The sequence below is a fragment of the Thiohalocapsa sp. genome (assembly GCF_022340605.1).
GTDB lineage: Bacteria > Pseudomonadota > Gammaproteobacteria > Chromatiales > Chromatiaceae > Thiohalocapsa.
On the sequence record NZ_JAJDNQ010000013.1, the window covers coordinates 1 to 21,081 of the forward strand.

General features: G+C 67.7%; 16 protein-coding genes and 2 pseudogenes. 4 read left to right on the forward strand and 14 right to left on the reverse strand.

The window, feature by feature from the left end:
- The 8 genes and pseudogenes from LJE69_RS01090 to LJE69_RS01125 all read right to left on the reverse strand — a co-directional run.
- Window positions 1-215: pseudogene (locus tag LJE69_RS01090) on the reverse strand (chloride channel protein); the annotation flags it as partial.
- A gap of 212 nt (window positions 216-427) precedes the next feature.
- Complete coding sequence (coaE, locus tag LJE69_RS01095) at window positions 428-1,063, reverse strand: dephospho-CoA kinase (protein WP_296920404.1); 636 nt, start codon at window positions 1,061-1,063, stop codon at window positions 428-430.
- Window positions 1,056-1,997, reverse strand: a complete 942-nt coding sequence (locus LJE69_RS01100) for an A24 family peptidase (protein WP_296920406.1) — start codon at window positions 1,995-1,997, stop codon at window positions 1,056-1,058. The genes coaE and LJE69_RS01100 overlap by 8 nt, the downstream gene beginning before the upstream one ends.
- A gap of 6 nt (window positions 1,998-2,003) precedes the next feature.
- Window positions 2,004-3,242 carry a type II secretion system F family protein gene (locus LJE69_RS01105; RefSeq protein WP_296920410.1) on the reverse strand — a complete coding sequence of 413 codons (1,239 nt, stop codon included), beginning with the start codon at window positions 3,240-3,242 and terminating at the stop codon, window positions 2,004-2,006.
- Between the two features lie 25 nt (window positions 3,243-3,267).
- Complete coding sequence (pilB, locus tag LJE69_RS01110; RefSeq protein ID WP_296920413.1) at window positions 3,268-4,983, reverse strand: type IV-A pilus assembly ATPase PilB; 1,716 nt, start codon at window positions 4,981-4,983, stop codon at window positions 3,268-3,270.
- Between the two features lie 307 nt (window positions 4,984-5,290).
- Window positions 5,291-6,124, reverse strand: coding sequence for an NYN domain-containing protein (locus tag LJE69_RS01115; protein WP_296920416.1), 834 nt, complete (start codon window positions 6,122-6,124; stop codon window positions 5,291-5,293).
- A 184-nt stretch (window positions 6,125-6,308) separates the two neighbouring features.
- On the reverse strand, window positions 6,309-8,255 hold the full coding sequence (gene acs / locus LJE69_RS01120; RefSeq protein ID WP_296920418.1) for an acetate--CoA ligase: 1,947 nt from the start codon (window positions 8,253-8,255) through the stop codon (window positions 6,309-6,311).
- A 466-nt stretch (window positions 8,256-8,721) separates the two neighbouring features.
- Window positions 8,722-9,795, reverse strand: a complete 1,074-nt coding sequence (locus LJE69_RS01125; protein ID WP_296920421.1) for a hypothetical protein — start codon at window positions 9,793-9,795, stop codon at window positions 8,722-8,724.
- Between the two features lie 177 nt (window positions 9,796-9,972).
- Here LJE69_RS01125 and gltX point away from each other — a divergent pair, with 177 nt between their 5' ends.
- Together gltX and LJE69_RS01135 are read left to right on the forward strand one after the other, a co-directional pair.
- The gene (gene gltX, locus LJE69_RS01130; protein WP_296920424.1) at window positions 9,973-11,388 is read left to right on the forward strand and encodes a glutamate--tRNA ligase; all 1,416 of its coding nucleotides are present in this window, start codon (window positions 9,973-9,975) and stop codon (window positions 11,386-11,388) included.
- Between the two features lie 168 nt (window positions 11,389-11,556).
- A pseudogene (locus LJE69_RS01135) lies at window positions 11,557-11,853 on the forward strand (AAA family ATPase); the annotation flags it as partial.
- Between the two features lie 563 nt (window positions 11,854-12,416).
- Here LJE69_RS01135 and LJE69_RS01140 read toward each other — a convergent pair.
- Complete coding sequence (locus LJE69_RS01140; protein WP_367114605.1) at window positions 12,417-12,953, reverse strand: YcbK family protein; 537 nt, start codon at window positions 12,951-12,953, stop codon at window positions 12,417-12,419.
- Window positions 12,954-13,237: 284 nt separating this feature from the next.
- Between LJE69_RS01140 and LJE69_RS01145 the strand changes: the two genes are divergently transcribed.
- Window positions 13,238-13,951 (forward strand): lytic transglycosylase domain-containing protein, encoded by a 714-nt coding sequence (locus LJE69_RS01145; protein ID WP_296920430.1) that lies wholly within the window; start codon window positions 13,238-13,240, stop codon window positions 13,949-13,951.
- Window positions 13,952-13,969: 18 nt separating this feature from the next.
- On the opposite strand, the gene LJE69_RS01150 is transcribed toward LJE69_RS01145, so the two are convergent.
- The 3 genes from LJE69_RS01150 to LJE69_RS01160 form a co-directional block, all read right to left on the reverse strand.
- On the reverse strand, window positions 13,970-14,989 hold the full coding sequence (locus LJE69_RS01150) for a glycosyltransferase (RefSeq protein WP_296920432.1): 1,020 nt from the start codon (window positions 14,987-14,989) through the stop codon (window positions 13,970-13,972).
- Window positions 14,990-15,052: 63 nt separating this feature from the next.
- Window positions 15,053-17,428, reverse strand: a complete 2,376-nt coding sequence (locus LJE69_RS01155) for a DUF1631 domain-containing protein (RefSeq protein ID WP_296920435.1) — start codon at window positions 17,426-17,428, stop codon at window positions 15,053-15,055.
- A gap of 74 nt (window positions 17,429-17,502) precedes the next feature.
- Window positions 17,503-17,721: a hypothetical protein gene (locus LJE69_RS01160; protein WP_296920438.1), complete on the reverse strand. Its 219-nt coding sequence runs from the start codon at window positions 17,719-17,721 to the stop codon at window positions 17,503-17,505.
- 469 nt (window positions 17,722-18,190) lie between these two features.
- Here LJE69_RS01160 and sat point away from each other — a divergent pair, with 469 nt between their 5' ends.
- Complete coding sequence (sat, locus tag LJE69_RS01165) at window positions 18,191-19,378, forward strand: sulfate adenylyltransferase (RefSeq protein WP_296920441.1); 1,188 nt, start codon at window positions 18,191-18,193, stop codon at window positions 19,376-19,378.
- 79 nt (window positions 19,379-19,457) lie between these two features.
- Here sat and LJE69_RS01170 read toward each other — a convergent pair whose 3' ends face one another.
- Window positions 19,458-19,673 carry a hypothetical protein gene (locus LJE69_RS01170; RefSeq protein ID WP_296920444.1) on the reverse strand — a complete coding sequence of 72 codons (216 nt, stop codon included), beginning with the start codon at window positions 19,671-19,673 and terminating at the stop codon, window positions 19,458-19,460.
- A gap of 97 nt (window positions 19,674-19,770) precedes the next feature.
- Window positions 19,771-20,979 carry a class I SAM-dependent rRNA methyltransferase gene (locus LJE69_RS01175; RefSeq protein ID WP_296920448.1) on the reverse strand — a complete coding sequence of 403 codons (1,209 nt, stop codon included), beginning with the start codon at window positions 20,977-20,979 and terminating at the stop codon, window positions 19,771-19,773.
- Window positions 20,980-21,081 lie beyond the last annotated feature (102 nt).

Genomic DNA, 21,081 nt, shown 5'->3' on the forward strand with positions numbered 1-21,081 from the left:
AACGCCAGGCCCAGCAGCAGCCCGGCCGTCAGGGGCAGCGCCACCCGCGCGGCGAGTGGCAGCACCTCGTAGCCGTCGCCGCCGCCCGCCGGCAGCAGCAGCCACTGCCCCCATTCGATGGCGCCGCGGAACGCCAGCACCGCCAGCCCCGCGAGCAGCCCGCTGAGCAGGCCGAGCAGGGTGAGGCGAATCCAGGCGGCGCGGTCAGCATCCATGCGGCTGGATTGTATCCGGTTAAGCTAGCAACGGTGGTTGGGCGGTGGCCAGCATTCTGCGTGGTGTCCAGCACGGCGCGACGAGGCGGAACAGTTGTGCCAGGTTGCGGCGCCGAGAGTGCCGCTTCCACAAGCATCGGAAGTGCAGCCCCCTGAACATGCGGGTGCTCAGTGGCCAGGCGAGATGACGGGAGCAGGGGCTGTGCGGCGCCCTATTGACCGGCGACGGCGAGGCGCAGGTAGCGCGCATGCAGCGCCTCGACCTGCGGGCGCAGGTCCGCGAGGTCGCCGCTGTTGTCGATGATATCGTCCGCCACCGCGAGCCGCTGCGTGCTGCTTGCCTGGCTCGCCATGATGCGCCGGACCGCGTCCGGTGCGAGCCCGCTGCGGCGGCCGACGCGCTCGATGCGCACCGCCTCGGGGGCGTCCACCACCAGGATGCGGTCGGCGAGGTCGGTCTGGCCAGTCTCCACCAGGAGCGGGATGGCGAGGAGGGCGTAGGGGCCGGTGTCCGCGGCGAGGTCGGCCTGCATCCGGGCGCGGATCATGGGGTGCAGGATCGCCTCCAGGCGGCGGCGCTCGGCGGGGTCGGCGAACACGCGCTCGCGCAGCGCGGCGCGGTCCAGGCCGCCGTCGGGGCGGATGACCTCGGCGCCGAAGGCCCGTGCGATGGGTGCGAGCGCCGCGCCGCCCGGCGCGGTGAGGGCGTGGGAGACGGCGTCGGCGTCGATGACGGTGACGCCGTGGGCGGCGAAGAGCTCCGCCACGGCGCTCTTGCCGCTGCCGATGCCGCCGGTCAGGGCGACGGCGAAGGGGCGCAGCCCGGCCGGGGACGAGGTGCTAGGCAAGTCCGCTCCAGCGCAGGTAGGCGGTGGTGATGTCGTGGCCCCAGATCAGGTTGATCCAGCCGGAGATGGCGAGGAAGGGTCCGAACGGGATCGGCGTCTCACGCCCGGTGCGGCCGCTCAGGATCAGCGCGACGCCGAACACCGCACCCGGCACCGCTGACAGCAGCACGATCTGCGGCAGCGCCTGCCAGCCCATCCAGGCGCCGAACAGGGCCAGCAGCTTGAAGTCCCCGCGGCCCATGCCCTCCTTGCCGGTGAGCAGCCGGAACGCGTGGAACACCGCGAACAGGCTGAGATACCCGGCGGCGGCACCGACGATGGCGGTGTGGCTGTCCACGAACACCGGCCCCAGGCTCAGCAGCAGACCGAGCCAGAGCAGCGGCAGTGTGATGTCGTCCGGCAGGAACTGGGTATCGGCGTCGATGAAGGCCAAGGCCACCAGCCCCCAGGTGAGCAGCAGTGCTGCCGCGGCCTGCACCGTCGGGCCGAAGTGCCAGACCACCACCACCGAGAGCAGCGCGGTCAGGGCCTCCACTGCTGGGTAGCGCCAGGAGATGGGCGCATGGCAGGCGCTGCAGCGCCCGCGCAGCAGCAGGAAGCTCAGGATCGGGACGTTCTCCCACGGCGGAATGCGATGGCCGCAGTGGGGGCAGTGGGACCCGGGACGCGAGAGCGTGAGTGCTTCCGCAGTGGTGGCGTCCGGATTGGTGTCGGGCGGATCGGCGTCGGTCGCCGGACTCGCGGCTTCCGCACCCGGCGTCGCCGCGCCGAACTCGGCGCAGTCCCGCCGCCACTCCGCGTCCATGATGCGCGGCAGGCGGGCGATAACCACGTTCAGGAAGCTGCCCATGATGAGGCCCAGCATGACCACGGCCGTGAACAGCAGCACGGGGGTCTCGGATAGGGTGCTCAGCGTTGTGGTGGCATATTCCATGGATGTTCAGACGACGGCCGCCAGCTTGAAGATCGGCAGGTACATGGCCACCACCAGGCTGCCCACCAGGCCGCCGATGACCACCATGATCAGCGGTTCCAGCAGGCTGCTCAGCGCATCCACCAGGTTGTCGACTTCCTCTTCGTAGAAGTCCGCGACCTTGGCGAGCATCTCGTCGAGCGCGCCGGACTCCTCGCCGATGGCGGTCATCTGTACCACCATGTGCGGGAACAGGTTCCGCTGGCGCATGGTGAGCTGCATGCTCTGCCCGGTGGCGACCTCCTCGCGCATCTTCTGCACCGCATTGCTGTAGACGATGTTGCCGGTAGCGCCGGCCACCGAGTCCAGCGCCTCCACCAGCGGCACACCCGCGGCGAACATGGTGGACAGCGTGCGGGCGAAGCGGGCGATGGCGGCCTTGTTCAGGATATTGCCGATAATTGGAATCTTCAGCGAGACACGGTCGATGAGCTCGCGGAACTTCCGCGAGCGCTGGAAGAGCTTGACGATGCCCCAGACAAAGACCCCCGCGCCGAGGAACAGCGCCCACCAGTATTCGCGCATGAAGTCGGAGATGGCGATGACCAGCAGCGTGAAGGCCGGCAGGTCGGCACCGAAGCTGCTGAACATGGACTTAAACTGCGGGATCACGAACAGCATGATGATGACCGTGACACCCACGGCGACGGCGATTACCGCCGCCGGATAGAACATCGCCTTCTTGATCTTGCCCTTGATGGACTCGGTCTTCTCTTTGTAGGTGGCGATCTTGTCCAGCAGAACGTCCAGCACGCCCGCCTGCTCGCCGGCGGCCACTAGGTTGCAGACCAGGTCGTCAAAGTGGAGCGGGTACTTACGCAGCGCCTCGGCCATGGCGGTGCCGCTCTCGATGTCCTGTTTGATGCCCAGCAGCAGATCCTGCATGCTGGGGTTGTCGTGGCCGCGGCCGACGATGTCGAAGGCCTGCACCAGCGGTACGCCGGCGGCCATCATCGTAGCCAGCTGGCGGCTGAAGACGGTGAGGTCCTGGCTGGTGATCTTGCGCTTGCCGCTGCCGAACAGCGGCTGGGGCTTCTTGCGCACCTTGGTGGGGTTGACCCCCTGGCGGCGCAGGTCCGCGCGCACGATGGCGACGCTCGGAGCGCGTAGGTCGCCCTTAATGCGATTGCCGCGCCGGTCGACGCCTTCCCACGCGAAGACGTAGGCCTTTTCTGGCTTGGGTTTCCGGACTGCTGTGACCGCCATGGGTCTTGCCTGTGCAAAGAAGGGATTAATCCTTGGTGACGCGATTGAGCTCCAGGAGACTGGTGACGCCGGCCTTGACCTTACGCAGGCCGGAGCGGCGGAGGTCTGCGTAGCCTTCCTTGTCCGCCTGGTCCGCGAGCTGGATGGAGTTGCCGCCCTCCATGATGAGCCGGCCCATTTCCTCCGACACCTTGATCACCTGGAAGATGCCGACGCGGCCCTTGTAGCCGTCCACGCAGCGGTCGCAACCGACCGGTTTGTAGATGGTGATGCCCTCGGCGATCTCCTCTTCCGTGAAGCCCTCTTCGATCAGCGCCTCGCGCGGTAGGTCGTCCTCCTGGCGGCAGTAGGGGCAGAGCTTTCGCGCCAGGCGCTGCGCCATGATCAGCAGCACCGAAGAGGCGATGTTGAACGGCGGCACGCCCATGTTCGCCAGGCGGGTCAGGCATTGGGGCGCATCGTTGGTGTGCAGGGTGGACAGCACCAAGTGGCCGGTCTGCGCCGCCTTAACGGCGATCTCGGCGGTTTCGAGGTCGCGGATCTCACCCACCATGACGATGTCCGGGTCCTGGCGCAGGAAGGCGCGCAGCGCTGCCGCGAAGGTCATGCCCGTCTTCGGGTTCATGTTCACCTGGTTGATGCCGGCCACCTGGATCTCGACTGGGTCTTCGACGGTGGAGATATTGATGTCCGGCTCGTTCAGTATGTTCAGCGCCGAGTAGAGCGAGACGGTCTTGCCGGAGCCGGTGGGGCCGGTCACCAGGATCATGCCGTAGGGCTTTCGGATGCACTCCATGAAGTCTGTTTTTTGCTCCGGCTCCATGCCGAGTTGGTCGATGCCGACGTTGGCGGCGCTGGAGTCGAGGATACGGAGCACCACCTTCTCGCCATACAGGGTCGGCAGGGTGTTGACGCGGAAGTCGATGTCGCGGGTGCGGCTCAGCTTGAGCTTGATGCGCCCGTCCTGGGGCACGCGCCGCTCGGCGATGTTCATCCGCGACATGACCTTGAGCCGGGCCACCAGCCTGGAGGAGATGCTAATGGGAGGGTTGGCGATCTCGCGCAGCATGCCGTCCTGGCGGTAGCGGATGCGGAAGAACTTCTCGTAGGGCTCGAAATGGATGTCCGACGCCGAGGCGGCGATGGCATCCACGAGCACCTTGTTGACGTAGCGCACCACCGGCGCGTCGTCCACGTTGAGGTCGGAATCGTCGCCGGCCCCCTGCTCGTCGTCGGTGGCGATGTCGAGGTTGTCCAGGTCCGTGTCCATGAGGTCCGTCATGGTGGTGTCCTGGGCATCGATCGCCTGATCGATGGCGGCGGCGAGCTTGGTTTCCTCCACCAGGATGGCGTCGGTGGCCATGCCGGTATTGAAGCGGATTTCCTCCAGGGCGCGGTCGTTGGTGGGGTCGGATACCGCCAGGAACAGCCGGTTGCCGCGCTTGTGAATGGGCAGCACGCGGTGCTTGCGGATGAGCTTCTCGTCCACCAGCGTGAAGGGCATCACCTGGCGGTCGATGGCGTCCAGGTCCAGCAGCGGCACGCCGAACTCCTGCGAGGCGGCGACGGCGATGCTGCGGCTGTCGAGGATCTTCTCGGCGACCAGGTACTGGATCAGCGGCTGGCGGCGGCGCGCTGCCTCGATGTGCGCGTTCTGTGCCTGCTGCTGGGTCAACAGGCTGTCGCGGACCAGACGCCTGGCCAAGCCGCTGGGGAGGATATGTGCCTGTTCGGTGGACATTGAAGGACCTCGTTTGTCCCCGGCGGCGATTGGGGGCTGCTGTGCGCCGGCGCCCATATCGAGGGAGTGCCGGCCGGCGACGCGGACGACCTCGGCGTCTGTCTGCGGCGCCCCCGGGCGCCGCGTGTTTGTCTGCTGCCCTGCGGCTCGTGCAGGCGGCACACCTCCCCGGCGGGCCGTTCGCGAGCGCGTCGCCGGGCGGGGACGCGGGGCGTTGGCATTGCGCCGCGCGGCCCTGCCGAGGCGGACCGTCCACCTGTCAGTTTAGTCCGTCCATCGGCGCGTGAAGTGCGCCCCGGTTCGCGGTTCAACGATTGACGCCGAACGCGAGACGCACGTTCTGGGCTACCAGACCGTTGTCCTTCTGCTCGCTCTCGGCGAGATAGAACTCCAGGATGGTCTCGCGATTCAGCAGCATGTCCTCGCTCACGTCCTCGGCCACCTCGTTGGCGTGGCAGAAGACGCTGACATAGGGTGATTCCGGGTCGCGTGAATCGGTGATCCACATGTTCGGGGAGATATGGCTCATGAAGCGCAGGAAGCCATAGCCTTTGTCCGGAAACCACTTGGTGCAGACGCCGCGGACGCAGGAGCCCGGTTTGCCCCATTCGTTGCGTGGCTCATAGGAGACAGGCAGCAGGTCCGGGATCAGGAAGCCAGACCAGAACGCGTCCACCTCCTGCTGCAGTTGCCGTGAAACATTCTTGAAGCCGATCAGTTCCACCCGGCAGCCACGATTTTGCAGGGCGTCCACCACCTGCAGGAAATCGCCGTCACCAGTCACCAGGATGACTTGCTCCAGCTTTTCCGCCTGCAGCATGGCGTCCACCGCCATGTCGAGGTCCGCGTTGGCCTTGGTGGAAACGTTGCCGGCTTCATCGGTGTAGCGGCGCACGTGCTTAACGGTGATCTTCCAACCGAAGTCGCGCACCATCTGCTGGTAGGCGCGGGACTTCTTGCCGTAGTCGATGTCCTCCCGCGCGCGCTCGGTGTCGAAGGCGATATAGGTGTTGAGGCGTTGCAGGACGCCGTTCTCTCGTGCCGCGAAGCTGCGCAGCACGTCGTAACGCATTTGATAGCCGCCGTTATAGCGGATGTTCTCGGCGTCGACGTAGACGCCGACTCTCGGCAAGGATGGCAAGACAGAAAGCTCCGTGATTGTGAGGTGCACTTGTATCCTGGATAGTCTGAACAAGCGCAGCCGATCGTGGTTGCGCCGCGGAGATTGATCCTATAGGTCCGGGCCGTGGTGGGGATGGATTACGAAGGCCGCGAGGCACCGCGGACGACGGCGCCTCGCGAACCGGCTGCACCGCCGGGCGGCGTTACTGGTTGGCGCGATTGTCGATGAGGTCGTCGACCACCGTCGGGTCGGCAAGCGTCGAGGTATCGCCTAGGGCTCCCACCTCGTTGGCGGCGATCTTGCGCAGGATGCGGCGCATGATCTTGCCGGAGCGGGTCTTCGGCAGGCCCGGTGCCCACTGGATGATGTCCACGGTGGCGATGGGGCCGATCTCGGTGCGCACCAGCTTGACCAGTTCCTTCTTCAGCTCGTCGGTGGGCTCCACGCCGGCCATGGGTGTGACATAGGCGTAGATGCCCTGGCCCTTGATGTCGTGCGGGTAGCCCACGACCGCGGCCTCGGCCACGGCGTCGTGCAGCACCAGCGCGGACTCGATCTCGGCGGTGCCGAGGCGGTGGCCCGAGACATTGAGCACGTCATCGATGCGGCCGGTGATCCAGTAGTAGCCGTCACCGTCGCGCCGTGCGCCGTCACCGGAGAAGTAATAGCCCGGATACTGCTTGAAGTAGGTGTCCACGAAGCGCTGGTGGTCGCCGTAGACGGTGCGCATCTGCGCCGGCCAGGGGCGGGTGATGACCAGTGCACCCTCGGCGGCGTCGTCCAGCAGCGTGCCTTCCGCCGGGTCCACCAGGGCCGGCACCACGCCGAAGAAGGGCCGTGTCGCCGAGCCCGGCTTCAGCGCCGTGGCGCCGGGCAGCGGCGTGATCAGGTGGCCGCCGGTCTCGGTCTGCCACCAGGTGTCGACGATGGGGCAGCGCCCGTCGCCGACCACGTTGTGGTACCACTCCCAGGCCTCCGGGTTGATGGGCTCGCCGACGGAGCCGAGGATGCGCAGGCTCTTGCGGGAGGTCTGCTTCACCGGCTCGTCGCCGGCGCGCATCAGGGCGCGGATGGCGGTGGGGGCGGTGTAGAAGGTGGCCACGTTGTGCTTGTCCACCACCTGCCAGAAGCGGGACATGTCCGGGTAGTTGGGGATGCCCTCGAACATCAGCGAGATGGCGCCGTTAGCGAGCGGGCCATAGACGATGTAGGTGTGGCCGGTGACCCAGCCCACGTCCGCCGTGCACCAGTACACCTCGCCGTCGCGGTAGTCGAAGGTGTACATGTGCGTCATGGCCGCGTACACCAGGTAGCCGCCGGTGGTGTGCAGCACGCCCTTCGGCTTGCCGGTGGAGCCGGAGGTGTAGAGGATGAACAGCGGGTCCTCGGCGTCCATCTGCTCGGGCTCGCAGACGTCGTCCGCGGCGCCAATGGCCTCGTGATACCAGACGTCGCGGCCCTCCGTCCACGCGATGTCGCCGCCGGTGCGCTTGACGACGATGCAGGTATCGATGCTGGGGCACTCGGCCAGGGCCTGGTCGGCGTTCTTCTTGAGCGGCACATGGCGTCCGCCGCGCACGCTCTCATCGGAGGTGATGATGAGCCGGCACTCGGAGTCCTGAATGCGGTCACGCAGCGAGTCCGGCGAGAAGCCGCCGAAGACGATGGAGTGCACGGCGCCGATGCGGGTGCACGCCAGCATCGCCACGGCGGCCTCGGGGATCATAGGCATGTAGATGCAGACGCGGTCACCTTTCTGCACCCCGCGGGCCTTCATCACGTTGGCGAGCTTGCACACATCGGTGTACAGCTGGCGGTAGGTGATGTGCTTGTCCTCTTCCGGGTTGTCACCCTCCCAGATCAGCGCGGTCTGATCGCCGCGAGTCTCGAGGTGGCGGTCCAGGCAGTTGTAGGAGACGTTGAGCTTGCCGCCCTCGAACCAGCGGATGTACAGGTTCTCGGCGTCGAAGCTGTAGTCCATGACCCGGTCCCATTTCTTGAACCAGGTGACGAACTTATCGGCGTATTCGGCCCAGAAGCCCTCGGGGTCGTCCACGGAGCGCTGGTACATGGTGCGGTAGCGCTCCTCATCGATGTGTGCCGTGGCGGCAAGGTCGGCGGGGACTTCGTAAATCTTGACTTCGGACATGATGGACTCCTCGGGTGTGGGCGGGGCGGCCGGTGGCGTACTTCCGGCAATTCGGAGCTGCCGACCATCGGCCGTTGCTTGTTCGGGGTCGGGCCGAGAGCGACGATGCCTCGCCGGACTCCGGTCTCGCGAGGCGCGCATTTTCCGCGGCCGATGAGCCGCTGAAAAATGTCCGGGCGTCCTGCCCGTGGTAAACGTCAAAATCTTGGCGTTTGCCGTGGCGCTGTCAGCAACCGCGAGAGTCTAAACCCTCAATTGCGCGCTCGCCACCGGCCCCGGTGTGTGGCCCCGGTGTGTGGCCCCGGTGTGTGGCATCAGTACTCCGCACGGGCGTGGGGAACACGGGCAGGCAATCGGTGTCAGTCCCCATGGCCGTCAACGCCGGGGCAGGCGGCACAATCGCCCCCCCTCGACCTGCGCCCGAACAGCCTGCCCCGAACAGCCTGCCCGGGTCAGCCCACCCCGATCAGCCCGCCATCAGTCCGCGTGCCGGCGTGTCTTGCTGGGGGGGCGGAAAGAGCCGCCCCCCCAGCAACAGCAACAGCAACCCGAGCAGCGACACCCAGTACCAGCCCGCGAATCCGAAGCGGCCGAATTGGTAAACGCTGCCGGCACTGAACATAACGCCGTCCGCGAACGGCACGATCCAGCTCACGCCGTAGCGCAGTCCGTCATCCGGGCCGGCCATGGGTGCCGCGTAGGCGAGCGCCTCGACGCCGCCGTCGTCTTCCTTGAGATCGACGCGGTACAGGTGCTTGTCGCTGCCGATCCACAGCCGCTGCTGCCCGTCCTGCGCCGGCTGCAGGTACAGCGACAGCATGCGGTCGTGCTCTAGTCCGACCCTGAGCGGCCGCCAGCGTTCCATGGGCGCCGTCTGCCAGTAGAGCCCCGCGTCGGTGCCGGCGATGAGTCGGCCGCCCGCGGTAACGGCGAATGTGAACACGTTGCTGTGCTCGGGCAGCCCCACGCTGTCGGACGACCAGGCGGCGAGGTTGGCCACGGGGGCGGTAAAGACGCCCTGATTCACGGTACCCGCATGCAGATGGTCGCTGCCGGCGACGGTCTGCGCCCCCAGCCGGTAGACCTGCACCCCCGCCAGTTGCCGGCGCCAGGTGCTGTCGCCCTGCACCAGCAGACCGTCGCCGGTAGCCACCACCAGCCCGGCGGAGGTGATGATGACGTCGCTGACGCGTTGGCGCACCGGCCGCAGCGCCGGCGGTCCGTTCACCAATCCGCCGCTGGTGCCGATGGGGCCGTGGCGCGGATCAGCCGCCAGGTCCGCGGACAGCGACATCACCGGCTGGTTGTCGAGGTTGATGCCGATCCGGCCCCAGGTGCTGTCCGCGAAGCGCCAAAGCTCGCCGTGCTGGGTGCCGACCAGGATGCTGCCGTCGTCGGCACGGGCGAGGTCCGTCACGTGGCCGGTGCGCGGTGGGTCGTTGACCACGGCCCGCTCGCCACCCGGCAGCAGCGGCCCGGCGACGATCAGCGCCACCCCGACCGCGGCCAGGACCAGGGCGGGCATTCGGTTGGTATTCATCGGCAGTCCTCGGTGATGGTTGCGAAGCGCGCGGCCGGCGCGGCGCGCGTGGACACGTGGCGATGCCGCCTGTCCTGGTGCAGACTCCGCATGTATCGACCGGCGTCGCCGCAGGCAAGTCCCGCGGCTCTGCTAGAATGCCGCCGCATCCACAAGCCCAGCCATCCAGTCCCGCCGATGACCGTCCGTACCCGTTTCGCCCCATCTCCGACCGGTTTCCTGCACGTTGGAGGTGCGCGCACCGCGCTGTTCTGCTATCTGTTCGCCCGCCGCCACGGCGGTCAGTTCGTGCTGCGCATCGAGGACACCGACCTGGAGCGCTCCACGGCGGAGTCGGTGAACGCCATCCTGGAGGGCATGAGCTGGCTCGGGCTGGACTACGACGAGGGACCGTTCTACCAGACCGACCGCTTCGAGCGTTACAACGCCGTCATCGACGAGCTGCTGGACAAGGGCCTCGCCTACCGCTGCGACTGCCCCAAGGAGCGCCTGGACCGCATTCGCGATATGCAGATGGCGGCCAAGCTCAAGCCCCGCTACGACGGTCACTGCCGCTCGCGCCACGTCGATCCGGAGCAGCCCCACGTGGTGCGCTTCCGCAATCCGGTGGACGGCGCCGTGGTGGTGGACGACATGATCCGCGGCCGCATCCCCTTCGCCAACGAAGAGCTGGATGACCTCATCCTGCGCCGCACCGACGGCTCGCCCACTTATAACCTTACCGTCGTGGTGGACGACGCCGACATGGGTATTACCCACGTGATCCGCGGCGACGACCACGTCAACAACACCCCGCGGCAGATGAACATTCTCGCCGCGCTGGGTAAGGAGCCGCCGCGCTACGCCCATGTGCCGATGATTCTCGGCCCGGACGGCACACGGCTGTCCAAGCGCCACGGCGCCGTGAGCGTCATCAGCTACCGTGACCAGGGCTATTTGCCGGAGGCGCTGATCAACTACCTGGTGCGCCTCGGCTGGTCCCACGGCGACCAGGAGGTGTTCTCGCTGGACGACCTCATCGAGCTGTTCGACATCACCGACGTCAACAAGGCGGCCTCGACGTTCAACACCGACAAGCTCGACTGGCTCAACCAGCACTACATCCAGCACGGCGACCCCAAGCGCATCGCCCGTCTGCTGAGCCCCCAGCTCGGCCACCTCGATATCGACCCCGCCGGGGGGCCGGACCCGGTGGACGTGGTCCAGGCGCAGGCCGCGCGCGCCAAGACCCTGGTGGAGCTCGCCGAGATCAGCGCCTTCTGCTACCGGGATTTCGACGACTACGACCCGGCGGCGGCCAAGAAGCACCTGCGCCCAGTGGCCCGTCAGCCGCTGGAGCGCTTGCGCGCAGAGCTGGACATGCTGGCCCTGGACGACTGGCGCGACGAGGAGCTGCACCGCGTGGTGGAGCGCGTCGCGGAGGAACTGGAGCTGAACATGGGCAAGGTGGCCCAACCGTTGCGGGTGGCCGTGGTGGGCCGCGCGGCGTCGCCGGGGATCGATGTGACCCTGCGCCTGGTGGGCAAGGAAGCGGTGCTGCGCCGCATCGACCGGGCGCTGGCTTATATCGCCAAGCGGGAGGCCGCCGGGTAATTCTCCCGTTTTCCGTCGGCGGGTAACTCCAGCGGCCGCCGCGCCGCCGCACACCGAAGCGCTGAGCACCATGCAGGACCCCCAGCAAGTGGCAGTGCGCGACAACGCCCCGGAGGACTTGGTCCATGCCGAGCTCCTGGCGCTGCGCCGGCGCATCGGCGAGCAGATATCCTGGGCCAGCAGCGCCTTGTGGACCGGTTGCTGGTGGCCCTGCTCGCCGACGGCCACCTGCTGGTGGGGGGTGCGCCCGGACTCGCCAAGACCAGCGCCATCAAGGCGCTGGCGGCCCGGATCGAAGGGGACTTCCACCGCCTCCAGTTCACGCCAGACCTGCTGCCGGCGGACCTGACCGGCACCGAGGTCTACTGGCCCGCGGACGGCTCCTTCCGCTTCGACCGCGAGCCTATCTTTCACAACCTGCTGCTCGCCGACGAGGTCAACCGTGCGCCGGCCAAGGTGCAGTCGGACGCCGTTTGGCGTGCCCCGTGGCTCGCGCTCGTCTTTGCTCTCGCGTGGCTGACGACCCTGCTGCTCTGGCTGTGGGAGCGGCGCGCGCGGGGCGGACCGGCTGCCGGCGGCGATGCGGTGGCTGCTCACCTGCCGTCAACAGCCCAATGGGTCAGTCGCTTACGGCGCGCCTGTGAGCGTAACGATGCCAAGTCGGCGCGGCGCGCGCTTGCGGGTTGGGCAGGGCCGCATCCGGCGGCGGATGGACAACGGGGGATCGTCGCGGTGCTGCGCGAGCGTGGAGCGGGGGTGGCGGCGCTGGCGTTGGTGGAGGAGATGGATCGGCAGGTCTATGCGCCTGACGGCACGATGGGCGGGTCCTGGAATGGCGCGGCGCTGCTGGCAGCCGTCGGGCCAGTGTTGGAAAGCCCGCCTGGATTCGGGGAGTCAGCGAGGACACCCGACCTGCCGCCGCTGTTCCCCGGCCCGGGGAACGGGCGGCTGACGGCGGCAGGCTCGCTACACCCGTGTCGCAATCTCGGTCGCTTGTGACTCCTTCCCGAGCGGTGCGGGGAGGGTGGTCAGGCCCCCCAGCGGCGCACGCGGCCGGTGTCCAGGTGGACGAAGTCGGAGCGTGGATAGTAGCCGACACCGCCACGGCCGAGCATTAGCGCCGCGTCGCGGATGTTGCGGGTGGGCATTTCCGTCAGGCGTACGTCGATGGCCTGGCCGACCATGTGCAGGCTGCGTCGTGCGACACCGGAGGAGGTGCGCCGCAGCATTGCGTTGGTATGTGGGGAGCGATAGCCGCTGATGATCTCGAAGGTGCCGTCCTCGTGGCCGAGTCGGCACTTGACATCGTGGAGCAAGTCGAAGAGCTGCGGATCGATTGCGGTCTCGTCGCCGGTGCGGAAGTCGCGGAGAAAGAAGTTCAGGCGTTTCAGTGCGCTGCGCTGGTAGTTGTCGCCGACCCGGTAGGCGACGGTCATGCGCTCATCAGTATGCAAATGGTGCATTGACAACGTACGCACTTCTGTGGCGGCAGCGCGACGTGCCCAGACTGGTGTGGACGCAACAGCCAAGCCCACGCCGAGAAAATAACGGCGATTCATTGACATTCCCCCACTTTAGCGACTTATTGTGCAATTTGATTATAGTCGGCGAGAAGTGAATTGCAATAACTTTGCGGCAAATTTGACGGTTGCCGGCGGATTTTTATGCACCGAGTCACAAAAAGATCGCAAGTGGCTAAATCAAAGGGGAAAATCCATACCACTCCGTCCCCGTGCTACTATACTGTGTCTCATCCCCGCAACCTTACACGTACGGCACAGGGTAAACCCGTATGTGCGCAGCGTCACTTCCGATTTCTCCCCAAGTCGTCCGCTTCGACTGGTGCCGCGTGGCGGCGTTTTCCGCCATCTGGCTGATGGCCGGCGCCTTCGCGTCCTTCGCCGCCGCGGACGTGTTCAAGTACGTCGACACCGACGGCAACATCTACTTTTCCGACGAGCCACTGGCGGGCGAGCACCTGCGCCTGGAGTGGAAGCGGACCTCCAAGCGCCTCGTCGCCGACAACAAGAAGCAGTCCGAGGCGGTGCGCCAGCGTCAGCAAGAGGCCATGGCCCAGGTGAAGGCGCGCCTCGACGCCCGTTCTCTCAGCGTGTCCGCGGCGCGGCCGTCGGCACCGGTGAGCGGCTCCATGTCGGTGCGCCGCGCGCGCTACCGGGATCTGATCGAGGACAGTGCGGCCCGCTACGGTCTGAGCCCGGCCCTGGTGCATGCGGTTATCCGCACCGAGTCGGCCTACCAGGCCAATGCGCTGTCCAACGCCGGTGCCTGCGGCCTGATGCAACTGATGCCGCAAACGGCGACGCGCTTCGGCGTCCGCAACATCTGGGATCCGGAGGAGAACATCCGCGGCGGCTCGGCCTATCTGCGCTTCCTGCTGGATCTGTTCGACGGCGACCTGCGCCTGGCGCTGGCGGGGTACAACGCCGGCGAGAATGCCGTGAAGAAGTACGACTACCAGATTCCACCCTACCGCGAGACCCAGGACTACGTTCAAAGGGTGCTGCGCCACTTGGCCACGGAGCGCCTGGCGCATCGCTCTTGAGCCGTCGGCAGTGCTGCACTAGCCCACGTGCAGGTAGTCGGCGCCCTTGCGGAAATCGAGCCGCTCGAGCTCGGCATCGATGCAGGGCCGCGCGCCGTGGCTGGCGACATAGCAGAGCACGAACGGCCGCGGCGCGCGGCCGCGCAGCCAGTCAGGCGGAACCACGGGCACGCCGCCGATGCGGTTGCCCAGCTTGCGTGGGTCGATGTCGATCCAGGCCATGGGCTGGAAGCCGTGCGCCAGCAGGTGCGCCACGCGCCGACGGGTGCGCCGCCCGGCGCCCCAGATCACCAGTCGCTCGCGGTGGGCCGCGAGCCGCGCATCCGCCGCCAGGTGCTCCGCCCGCAGGCGGTCGAACGCCTCCCGGGCGTAGCGGGGGTCGACGCGGGTCAGGCGACCCGGATGATCGCGCCAGCGCAGCAGAGGCCGCGGCAGCTTGCCCATGCGATGCCCGAGCCGGTGCAGGCGCAGCCACAGCTCGTAGTCTTCGGGGAAGGGGCCGTCGCGATAGCCGCCGGCGGCGATGATGCGCTCCGGCCGGTACATCACCGACGGATGTGCCAGCGGCGCCTCCAGGTAGAGATCGGCGGCGATATCCTGCTCGGTGACGCAGGTGTTCTGCCAGTCCACGTAGGCGCGAAAGCCGTCGCTGAGCGCGGCCGCGGGAAAGGCGCGCACCCGTGAGCCGAGGACGGTCAGATCCGTGTCCGCTGTCATCGCGGCTTGTTGCAGTTCCAGGCGGCGCGGGTGCATCAGGTCGTCCCCGTCCATCCTCGCCACCAGCGGTGCGCGGGCCTGGCGCAGGCCGAAGTTGAGCGCGGCGACAAGCCCGCTCGCCGGTGCGCGCAGCAGACGGAAGCGCGGGTCCTCGCTTGCATGGGTGGCGGCGATGGCGTCGCCGCCGTCGCGGGAGCCGTCGTCGATGCAGAGCACCTCGAAATCCGTCCAGGTCTGGACGCGGATGGAGGCGAGACAGGTGTCGAGCGTCGCCGCGGCGTCGCGGAACGGCAGCAGCACGCTGACGGTGGGGGCGGGCACGGGATCGACACGGGCGGCGCAAGGCTGGCGCCCGGGTGGGGGGCGCCCGCGCGGCGCGGTTGCTCAGCCCGATGCGGTTGGCGGGTCTGCCGCCGGGGTGCCGTCCGGCGGGTCCTCGGCGCGTGCGGCCTCGGCCGGAGCGGCGCTTGGCAGCGGTGTTGCGGGCGTCGGCCGCGCGGGTGCCGGCTGTGTCGTCGTTGCCGCGGACGCGCCTACCTCTGCGCCGTACCGCAGCTGGCCCTCGGCGGCGTCGATCTCCTCCTGGCTCAGCGCCTTGCGGATCGACACCAGCGCCCGCTCGATGAAGGGGTGCTGCTGTTTCGGAATGACCCGCGCCTGGCCGGAGAGCATCTCGCGGGCGAGCTCGCGCAGGGTCTTCACCTCCGCCTGCATCCCGGCGCGGTCGACGAACATGCAGGTGGATGTCAACAGGCTCATCCACGACAGCTTGACCCGCTTCGACGGGCCTCCGTCGTCGCCCTTCAGCTCGAACCAGGTGCCGAACTTGGTCTTGCGCAGGCGCTCGATCATGGCCCGCTCTTCGTCGTCGAGGTCCGCCTCGTCGCTGTCGTCGACAATGGCGCGCATGTAGCTGGCCGGCGTTGCATTGTCGGCGGAGACCTCCTGGCTGCCGTCCTCGCGCTCGGCCCGCTCGCGCCATTCGCGAGGGTCGTCGAGGAGTGTGTTCAGGCGCTCCATTGCGGCGTGGTTGTGGCTGCCGAGGCTGCGCACGGCATTGCGGATGCGCGCGCGCAAGCCGGGCAGACCCTGCAGGCGGCTCTCGAGTGCGGCCTCGTCCAGCTTCGGATCGAACAGCCCGGTCAGCTGCTGCGCGACGTCGAGTGCATCGGACCAGTCCTCGCTGTCTTCGCCCGCATCATTGCGCAGCAGGATGAACGCCAGCAGGTCCAGCCAGGTCTGCCGTAGAAAGGCGAGCAGCGGCGGTGGCACCGTTCGCCCGTGGGTCAGCGCCTGGATCTCCTTGGCGGCCCGCTGGCGGGCGAGCTGCAGGCGCTCGCGGCCACGCGCGGCCTCGGTGGTGCGGCGCTCCATGGTGTCGGTGCGCTTGCGCTGCTCGGCGACGGCACCGTCGAAATATTCCAGCAGCTCGTCGAACAGCGACACGTCGTCGCTGAACTCCTGCAGCACCCGGTCCACCACGCGCTGAATGTGCGGGTAGATGCCGCGGTTGGGGTGAGTTTCCTCCATCCAGAGGCTACCGGCCTCCACCATTTCGTCCAGCAGCCGGCGCGCGGGATGGTCGCTGTTCACCAGCAGCCGCCGGTCGATCAGGGCGAGCTTGAGGTAGGGCGTATGCAGGTGGCTGATGAGTGCCTTGGCGGAGTTCGGCAGTACCGGATCGTTGAGCATGTACTCGAACAGCAGGCCGATCAGGTCGATCAGGTCCGCGTCCACCGGCGACAGCTTGTCCCGGTCCAGGGCATCCAGCACCTGCTCGCGCTCGCTTTCGAGGGCCTGCTTGACGCGGCCGACGAAACGTTCGTCCACCTGCATCTCGGTGCCGCCGCGGCTCGCGGTGGCGGCCGGGCGCTGCTGCGGGAGCTTGTCGAACGCCGATGCGACCTCCGCGCGCGACAGCGGCGACTTGCCGCCGCCGGTGGGGGAGCCGCCATGGCGTCTCGACATGAGATCGAGGATGTTGTCGAACAGCTCGTTGCCGAGGCAATCCGGGCCTTGCTCGGTCTCGGGGGCCGCGGCGCGCCGCTCTTCCTGCGCCGCTCGCTCGCGGATTTCCCGCTCGCGCGCCTTCTTGACGCTGACGGGCTTGATGTGGGGCAGGATGCCGTCTTCCTTGAGCGTCTGATTCATGCGGTGGTACACCGACAGCATGTCGCGCACCAACACCTTGTCGAACAGCGCGTACAGGACGATCTTGACCTTGACGTCCACCTCCACCGGGCGCAGCGACGCGCGCAGCGCGTGGACCAGCTGATAGGGTCCGCCGACGATTTCGTAGTCGTTGATGCGGTTGCCGTCGTTGATGATTGCGAGGCGCTGGCTCAGCGCATAGAGCTCCGGAAAACAGTTGGCGTTGGCCTTGATGATGATGTTCTCGCAGGCCACGGACTCTTCCATCTCGTCCGGGGCGATGAGCGACAGTTCCGGGGCGGCGTCGAGGCTCGTCTCCGGCGGCGGCGGGGCGTGACCGAATTGCTCGAACCCCTGAACGACGTACTCGAGGAAGCAGCGCTTCATGCCGCCGCGGTGGTGGTTGAGATGGGAGATGGCCTCGAAGAAGCGGCCCTGCACCGTGTTGGATTCCGCGCGCTCGGCAAAGTCCAGCAGCGCGGAGTTGGCCTGGTCGAGCATGAGGCTGAAGCGCTCGGCACAGTATTCCAGCAGCGGCGCCCGACAGTGGGACAGCGCCGCCGCGTGCTGTGCGGCCTTACCGGCGGTGCTGCTGGCGTTCTCGGTCATTTGAGCCAGTCTTGTTCTGCGGCGGCGTGGTGCCGATTGTGCTCCATCGGAGCGGCGCCGGCTTGCCGCCGGCGTCAGTCTTCGCCGATGACACGCTCGTCGCGCGGTGTCGACAAGAGCTTTTCTGCCTCGCCCTGCTGGTGGGCGAAGATGAGGCGGTAGTCACCGTCGTCATCCGGCGTGCGCTGTTCGCGCAGGCTGCGCACCAGCGTACGCGCCTCCTGGTAGCGGTCCTTGGTGTCGATATAGCGCAGTTCCAAGTTTGGCGAGACGCGGTAGACGAAGTAGGGCATCGGGTTACCTCTGTAACATCGGGGCATGGGCCGCAGCCCGCGCGATTCCCGGATCGCACATCGCCGGGGCGCGCCGGCGGCCGCCCTGGCGGCGAGACGGCGCCGGCCAGCCAGCAACCTGTTGAAGCCCGCGGGTGTGCGCCGGTTTTCTCAGAAACCTTACCGAAAAGCAAGGTGCGGCGCCTGGCCGCCCGCTTGTGCCGCGCGTTTGGCGGCGACCGGGCGCAGGGTTGTCGATCACTAAAGTTCTCCTAAGCCCGTCATAGGAAAAACCTGGGAAAACCACCACGCGGGCTGTGGTAAGGTCCAGGGCGCTTTCCGCGTGGCAGCAGCGGTCGCGATCTCGCGCCGAGCGCCGTTGCGCCGCACGCGACGCCATCGTGGCTGGCACGAGTGCCCGCCGCAATGCGCCGCCGCGCCCCATCCAGCCGGCTTCGGCTATAGAGAAGCGTCAACCCCCGAGGCTCCCATGATCAAACCCGTAGGTTCCGCGGAACTCAAGCCACGATTCGTTTACGACCCCGACCGCCATCACACGCTGATGCATGAGGCGGCGGGTCTGCCCGCCCTCACCATCAGTTCCCAGGCCGCCGGCAACGCCGTGATGATGGGCGGCGGCTATTTCACGCCGCTCGAAGGCTACATGAATGTCGCCGATGCGCTCAGCGTCGCCGCGACCATGCGTACCACCGCCGGCCTGTTCTTTCCGGTGCCCATCATGTGCCTGGTGCCGGACGTGTCGGTCATCGGCGACGCCCGGCGCATTGCACTGCGCGACCCGAACATGGACGGTGAGCCGATCCTCGCCGTGATGGACGTGGACGCCATCGAAGAGGTCAGCGACGAGCAGATGGCGCTGCTCACCGAGCGCGTCTACGGCACGCTCGACAGCGAGCATCCGGGCGTGGCCGCCTTCAATTCGCAAGGGCGCATCGCCATCTCCGGCAGCATCGAGGTACTGCATTTTTCGTACTTCCAGGACGACTTCCCGGACACCTTCCGCACCGCGGTGGAGATCCGCAACGAGATCGCCGAGCGCGGCTGGCAGCGCGTCGTCGCCTTCCAGACCCGCAACCCGATGCACCTGGCGCACGAGGAACTGTGCCACATGGCCATGGAGCGCCTGGAGTGCGACGGCCTGGTGATCCACATGCTGCTCGGCAAGCTCAAGCCCGGCGACATCCCGGCGCCGGTGCGCGATGCGGCCATCCGCAAGATGGTGGAGCTGTACTTCCCACCCAACAGCGCCATGGTCACCGGCTACGGCTTCGACATGCTCTACGCCGGTCCACGCGAGGCGGTGCTGCATGCCTACTTCCGCCAGAACATGGGCGCGACCCACTTCATCATCGGCCGTGACCACGCCGGTGTCGGCGACTACTACGGTGCCTTCGACGCCCAGACCATCTTCGATGAGCAGGTGCCCGAGGGTGCGCTGGACATCGAGATCTTCAAGGCCGACCACACCGCCTACTCGAAGAAGCTGAACAAGGTGGTGATGATGCGCGAGGCACCGGACCACACCAAGGAAGACTTCGTGCTGCTCTCCGGCACCAAGGTGCGCGAGATGCTCGGCAACGGCATCGCGCCGCCACCGGAGTTCAGCCGGCCGGAGGTGGCGCAGATCCTGATGGACTACTACCAGTCCATCAAGTAGGCGAAGTGTCCGAGCCGCCGGACGGCCGTCGCGGGCCTTGTCCGGCCTTCAGGCGAGCGCGAAGAGCCCGTCCCGGGGATCACGCCGGGGCGGGCTTTTTGCTGCGGGCATCCCGGGTTCGCGGGCGGCGGATCGTTGTGCCACACCGCCGGCACTCATCGGAGTGGCGCTCCAGCCGCGAGCGTGCCGCCGGCGCGGCGGCATCGGCTGGCCGCTCCGGCAGCCGCACCGCCAGCCAGGCCGACAGCCGCGCCGCGAAGAAGCACCAGATGGGCACGACCACAGCATGGCCCATGTCCACTTGGTTGACTGCCGAGCTGGGCTGAGCGCGCGTGCGCCGCTCGGCTCGGCGGCGCCGGCCGGGGCAGGTCCATGCCGGCCGCGGCGCGCGCTCAGTCGTGCGGCAGTGCCCGCAGGAACAAGGTCTTGAGATAGGCGGTCTCGGCGATGGCCGGGTGCACCGGGTGGTCCGGCCCTTGGGCGCCGGCGAGCAACAGTTGCAGATCCTGCTCGCTGCGGCGGGCGGCGGACTGCACGGCGTGCAGGAAGGCGTCGCGGCCGAAGTGGAAGGAACACGATGATGTGATCAGCAGGCCACCGGGCGCCAGCAGCGCCAGCCCGAGCCGGTTCAGCCGCTCATAGGCACGGGCGCCCTCGCGCTCGTCCTTGCGCCGCTTGATGAAGGCGGGCGGGTCCAGGATGACACGCTCGAAGCTCGCGCCGTCGTCGCGCAGCGCCCGCAGCACCTCGAAGGCGTCGCCGTGCAGGGTTTCGATGCGCCCGGTGAGGCCCTGGCCTAGACCATTGCGCTCGGCGTTGGCGGTCACCCGCGCCAATGCGCTCTCTGCGCTGTCCACGAAGGTGACGGACTCGGCGCCCGCGGCGGCGGCCTGGAGCCCCCAGGCGCCGAGATAACAGCAGACGTCCAGCACCCGCCGTGCCGTGCCGAAGCGGTGCTGCGCCAGCCGATTGTCCGCCTGGTCGAAGAACCAGCCGGTCTTCTGGCCGCCGCCCGGCGACACGCCGAAGCGCACCGCGCCCTCGCCGAGCTCGATCTCGCCGGGGTCGTCGCCGAGCACCCAGTCCACCTGCTGCGGCAGGCCCTCCAGCTCCCGCACCGGCGTGTCGTTGCGCAGCACGATGCGTGTCGGTCGCAGCACCTGCTCCAGCGCCGCCAGCACCAGGGGCCTCTGCCGCTCCATGCCGGCCGTGGTGATCTGCACCGCCAGCAGGTCGCCGTAGCGGTCCACCACCAGCCCCGGCAGGCCGTCGCCCTCGCCGTGCACGAGCCGGTAGAAGGGCGCCGCGTAGAGCCGCTCACGTAGCGCCAGCGCGGCGTGAATGCGATGTGCCAGCAAGGCTGCGCCCAGCGGTTGGCCGCGCCGGCGGCTCACCAGCCGGGCGCAGATGAGCGAATGCGGATTCACGTAACCGTGACCGAGCCAGCGTCCACGCTGCGCGATGAGCTCCACCGGCTGGCCTGGCTCCATGTCTTTCAGCGGCGTCGCGTCCGTGTCCACCTCGTTGCTGTAGACCCAGGCGTGACCGGCCAGCAGGCGGCGTTCCTGGTCTTTCTTCAGGCGAAGTGGCACGGGTTTCATGGCGCGATTCTCGGTGGCTGAACGTAACCCGCGAGCTTAGCTCCAAACACCGCTCGCTGCCGTCGATGTGCAGCGAGGGACGCTTCTCGCAGCTGCACTCGC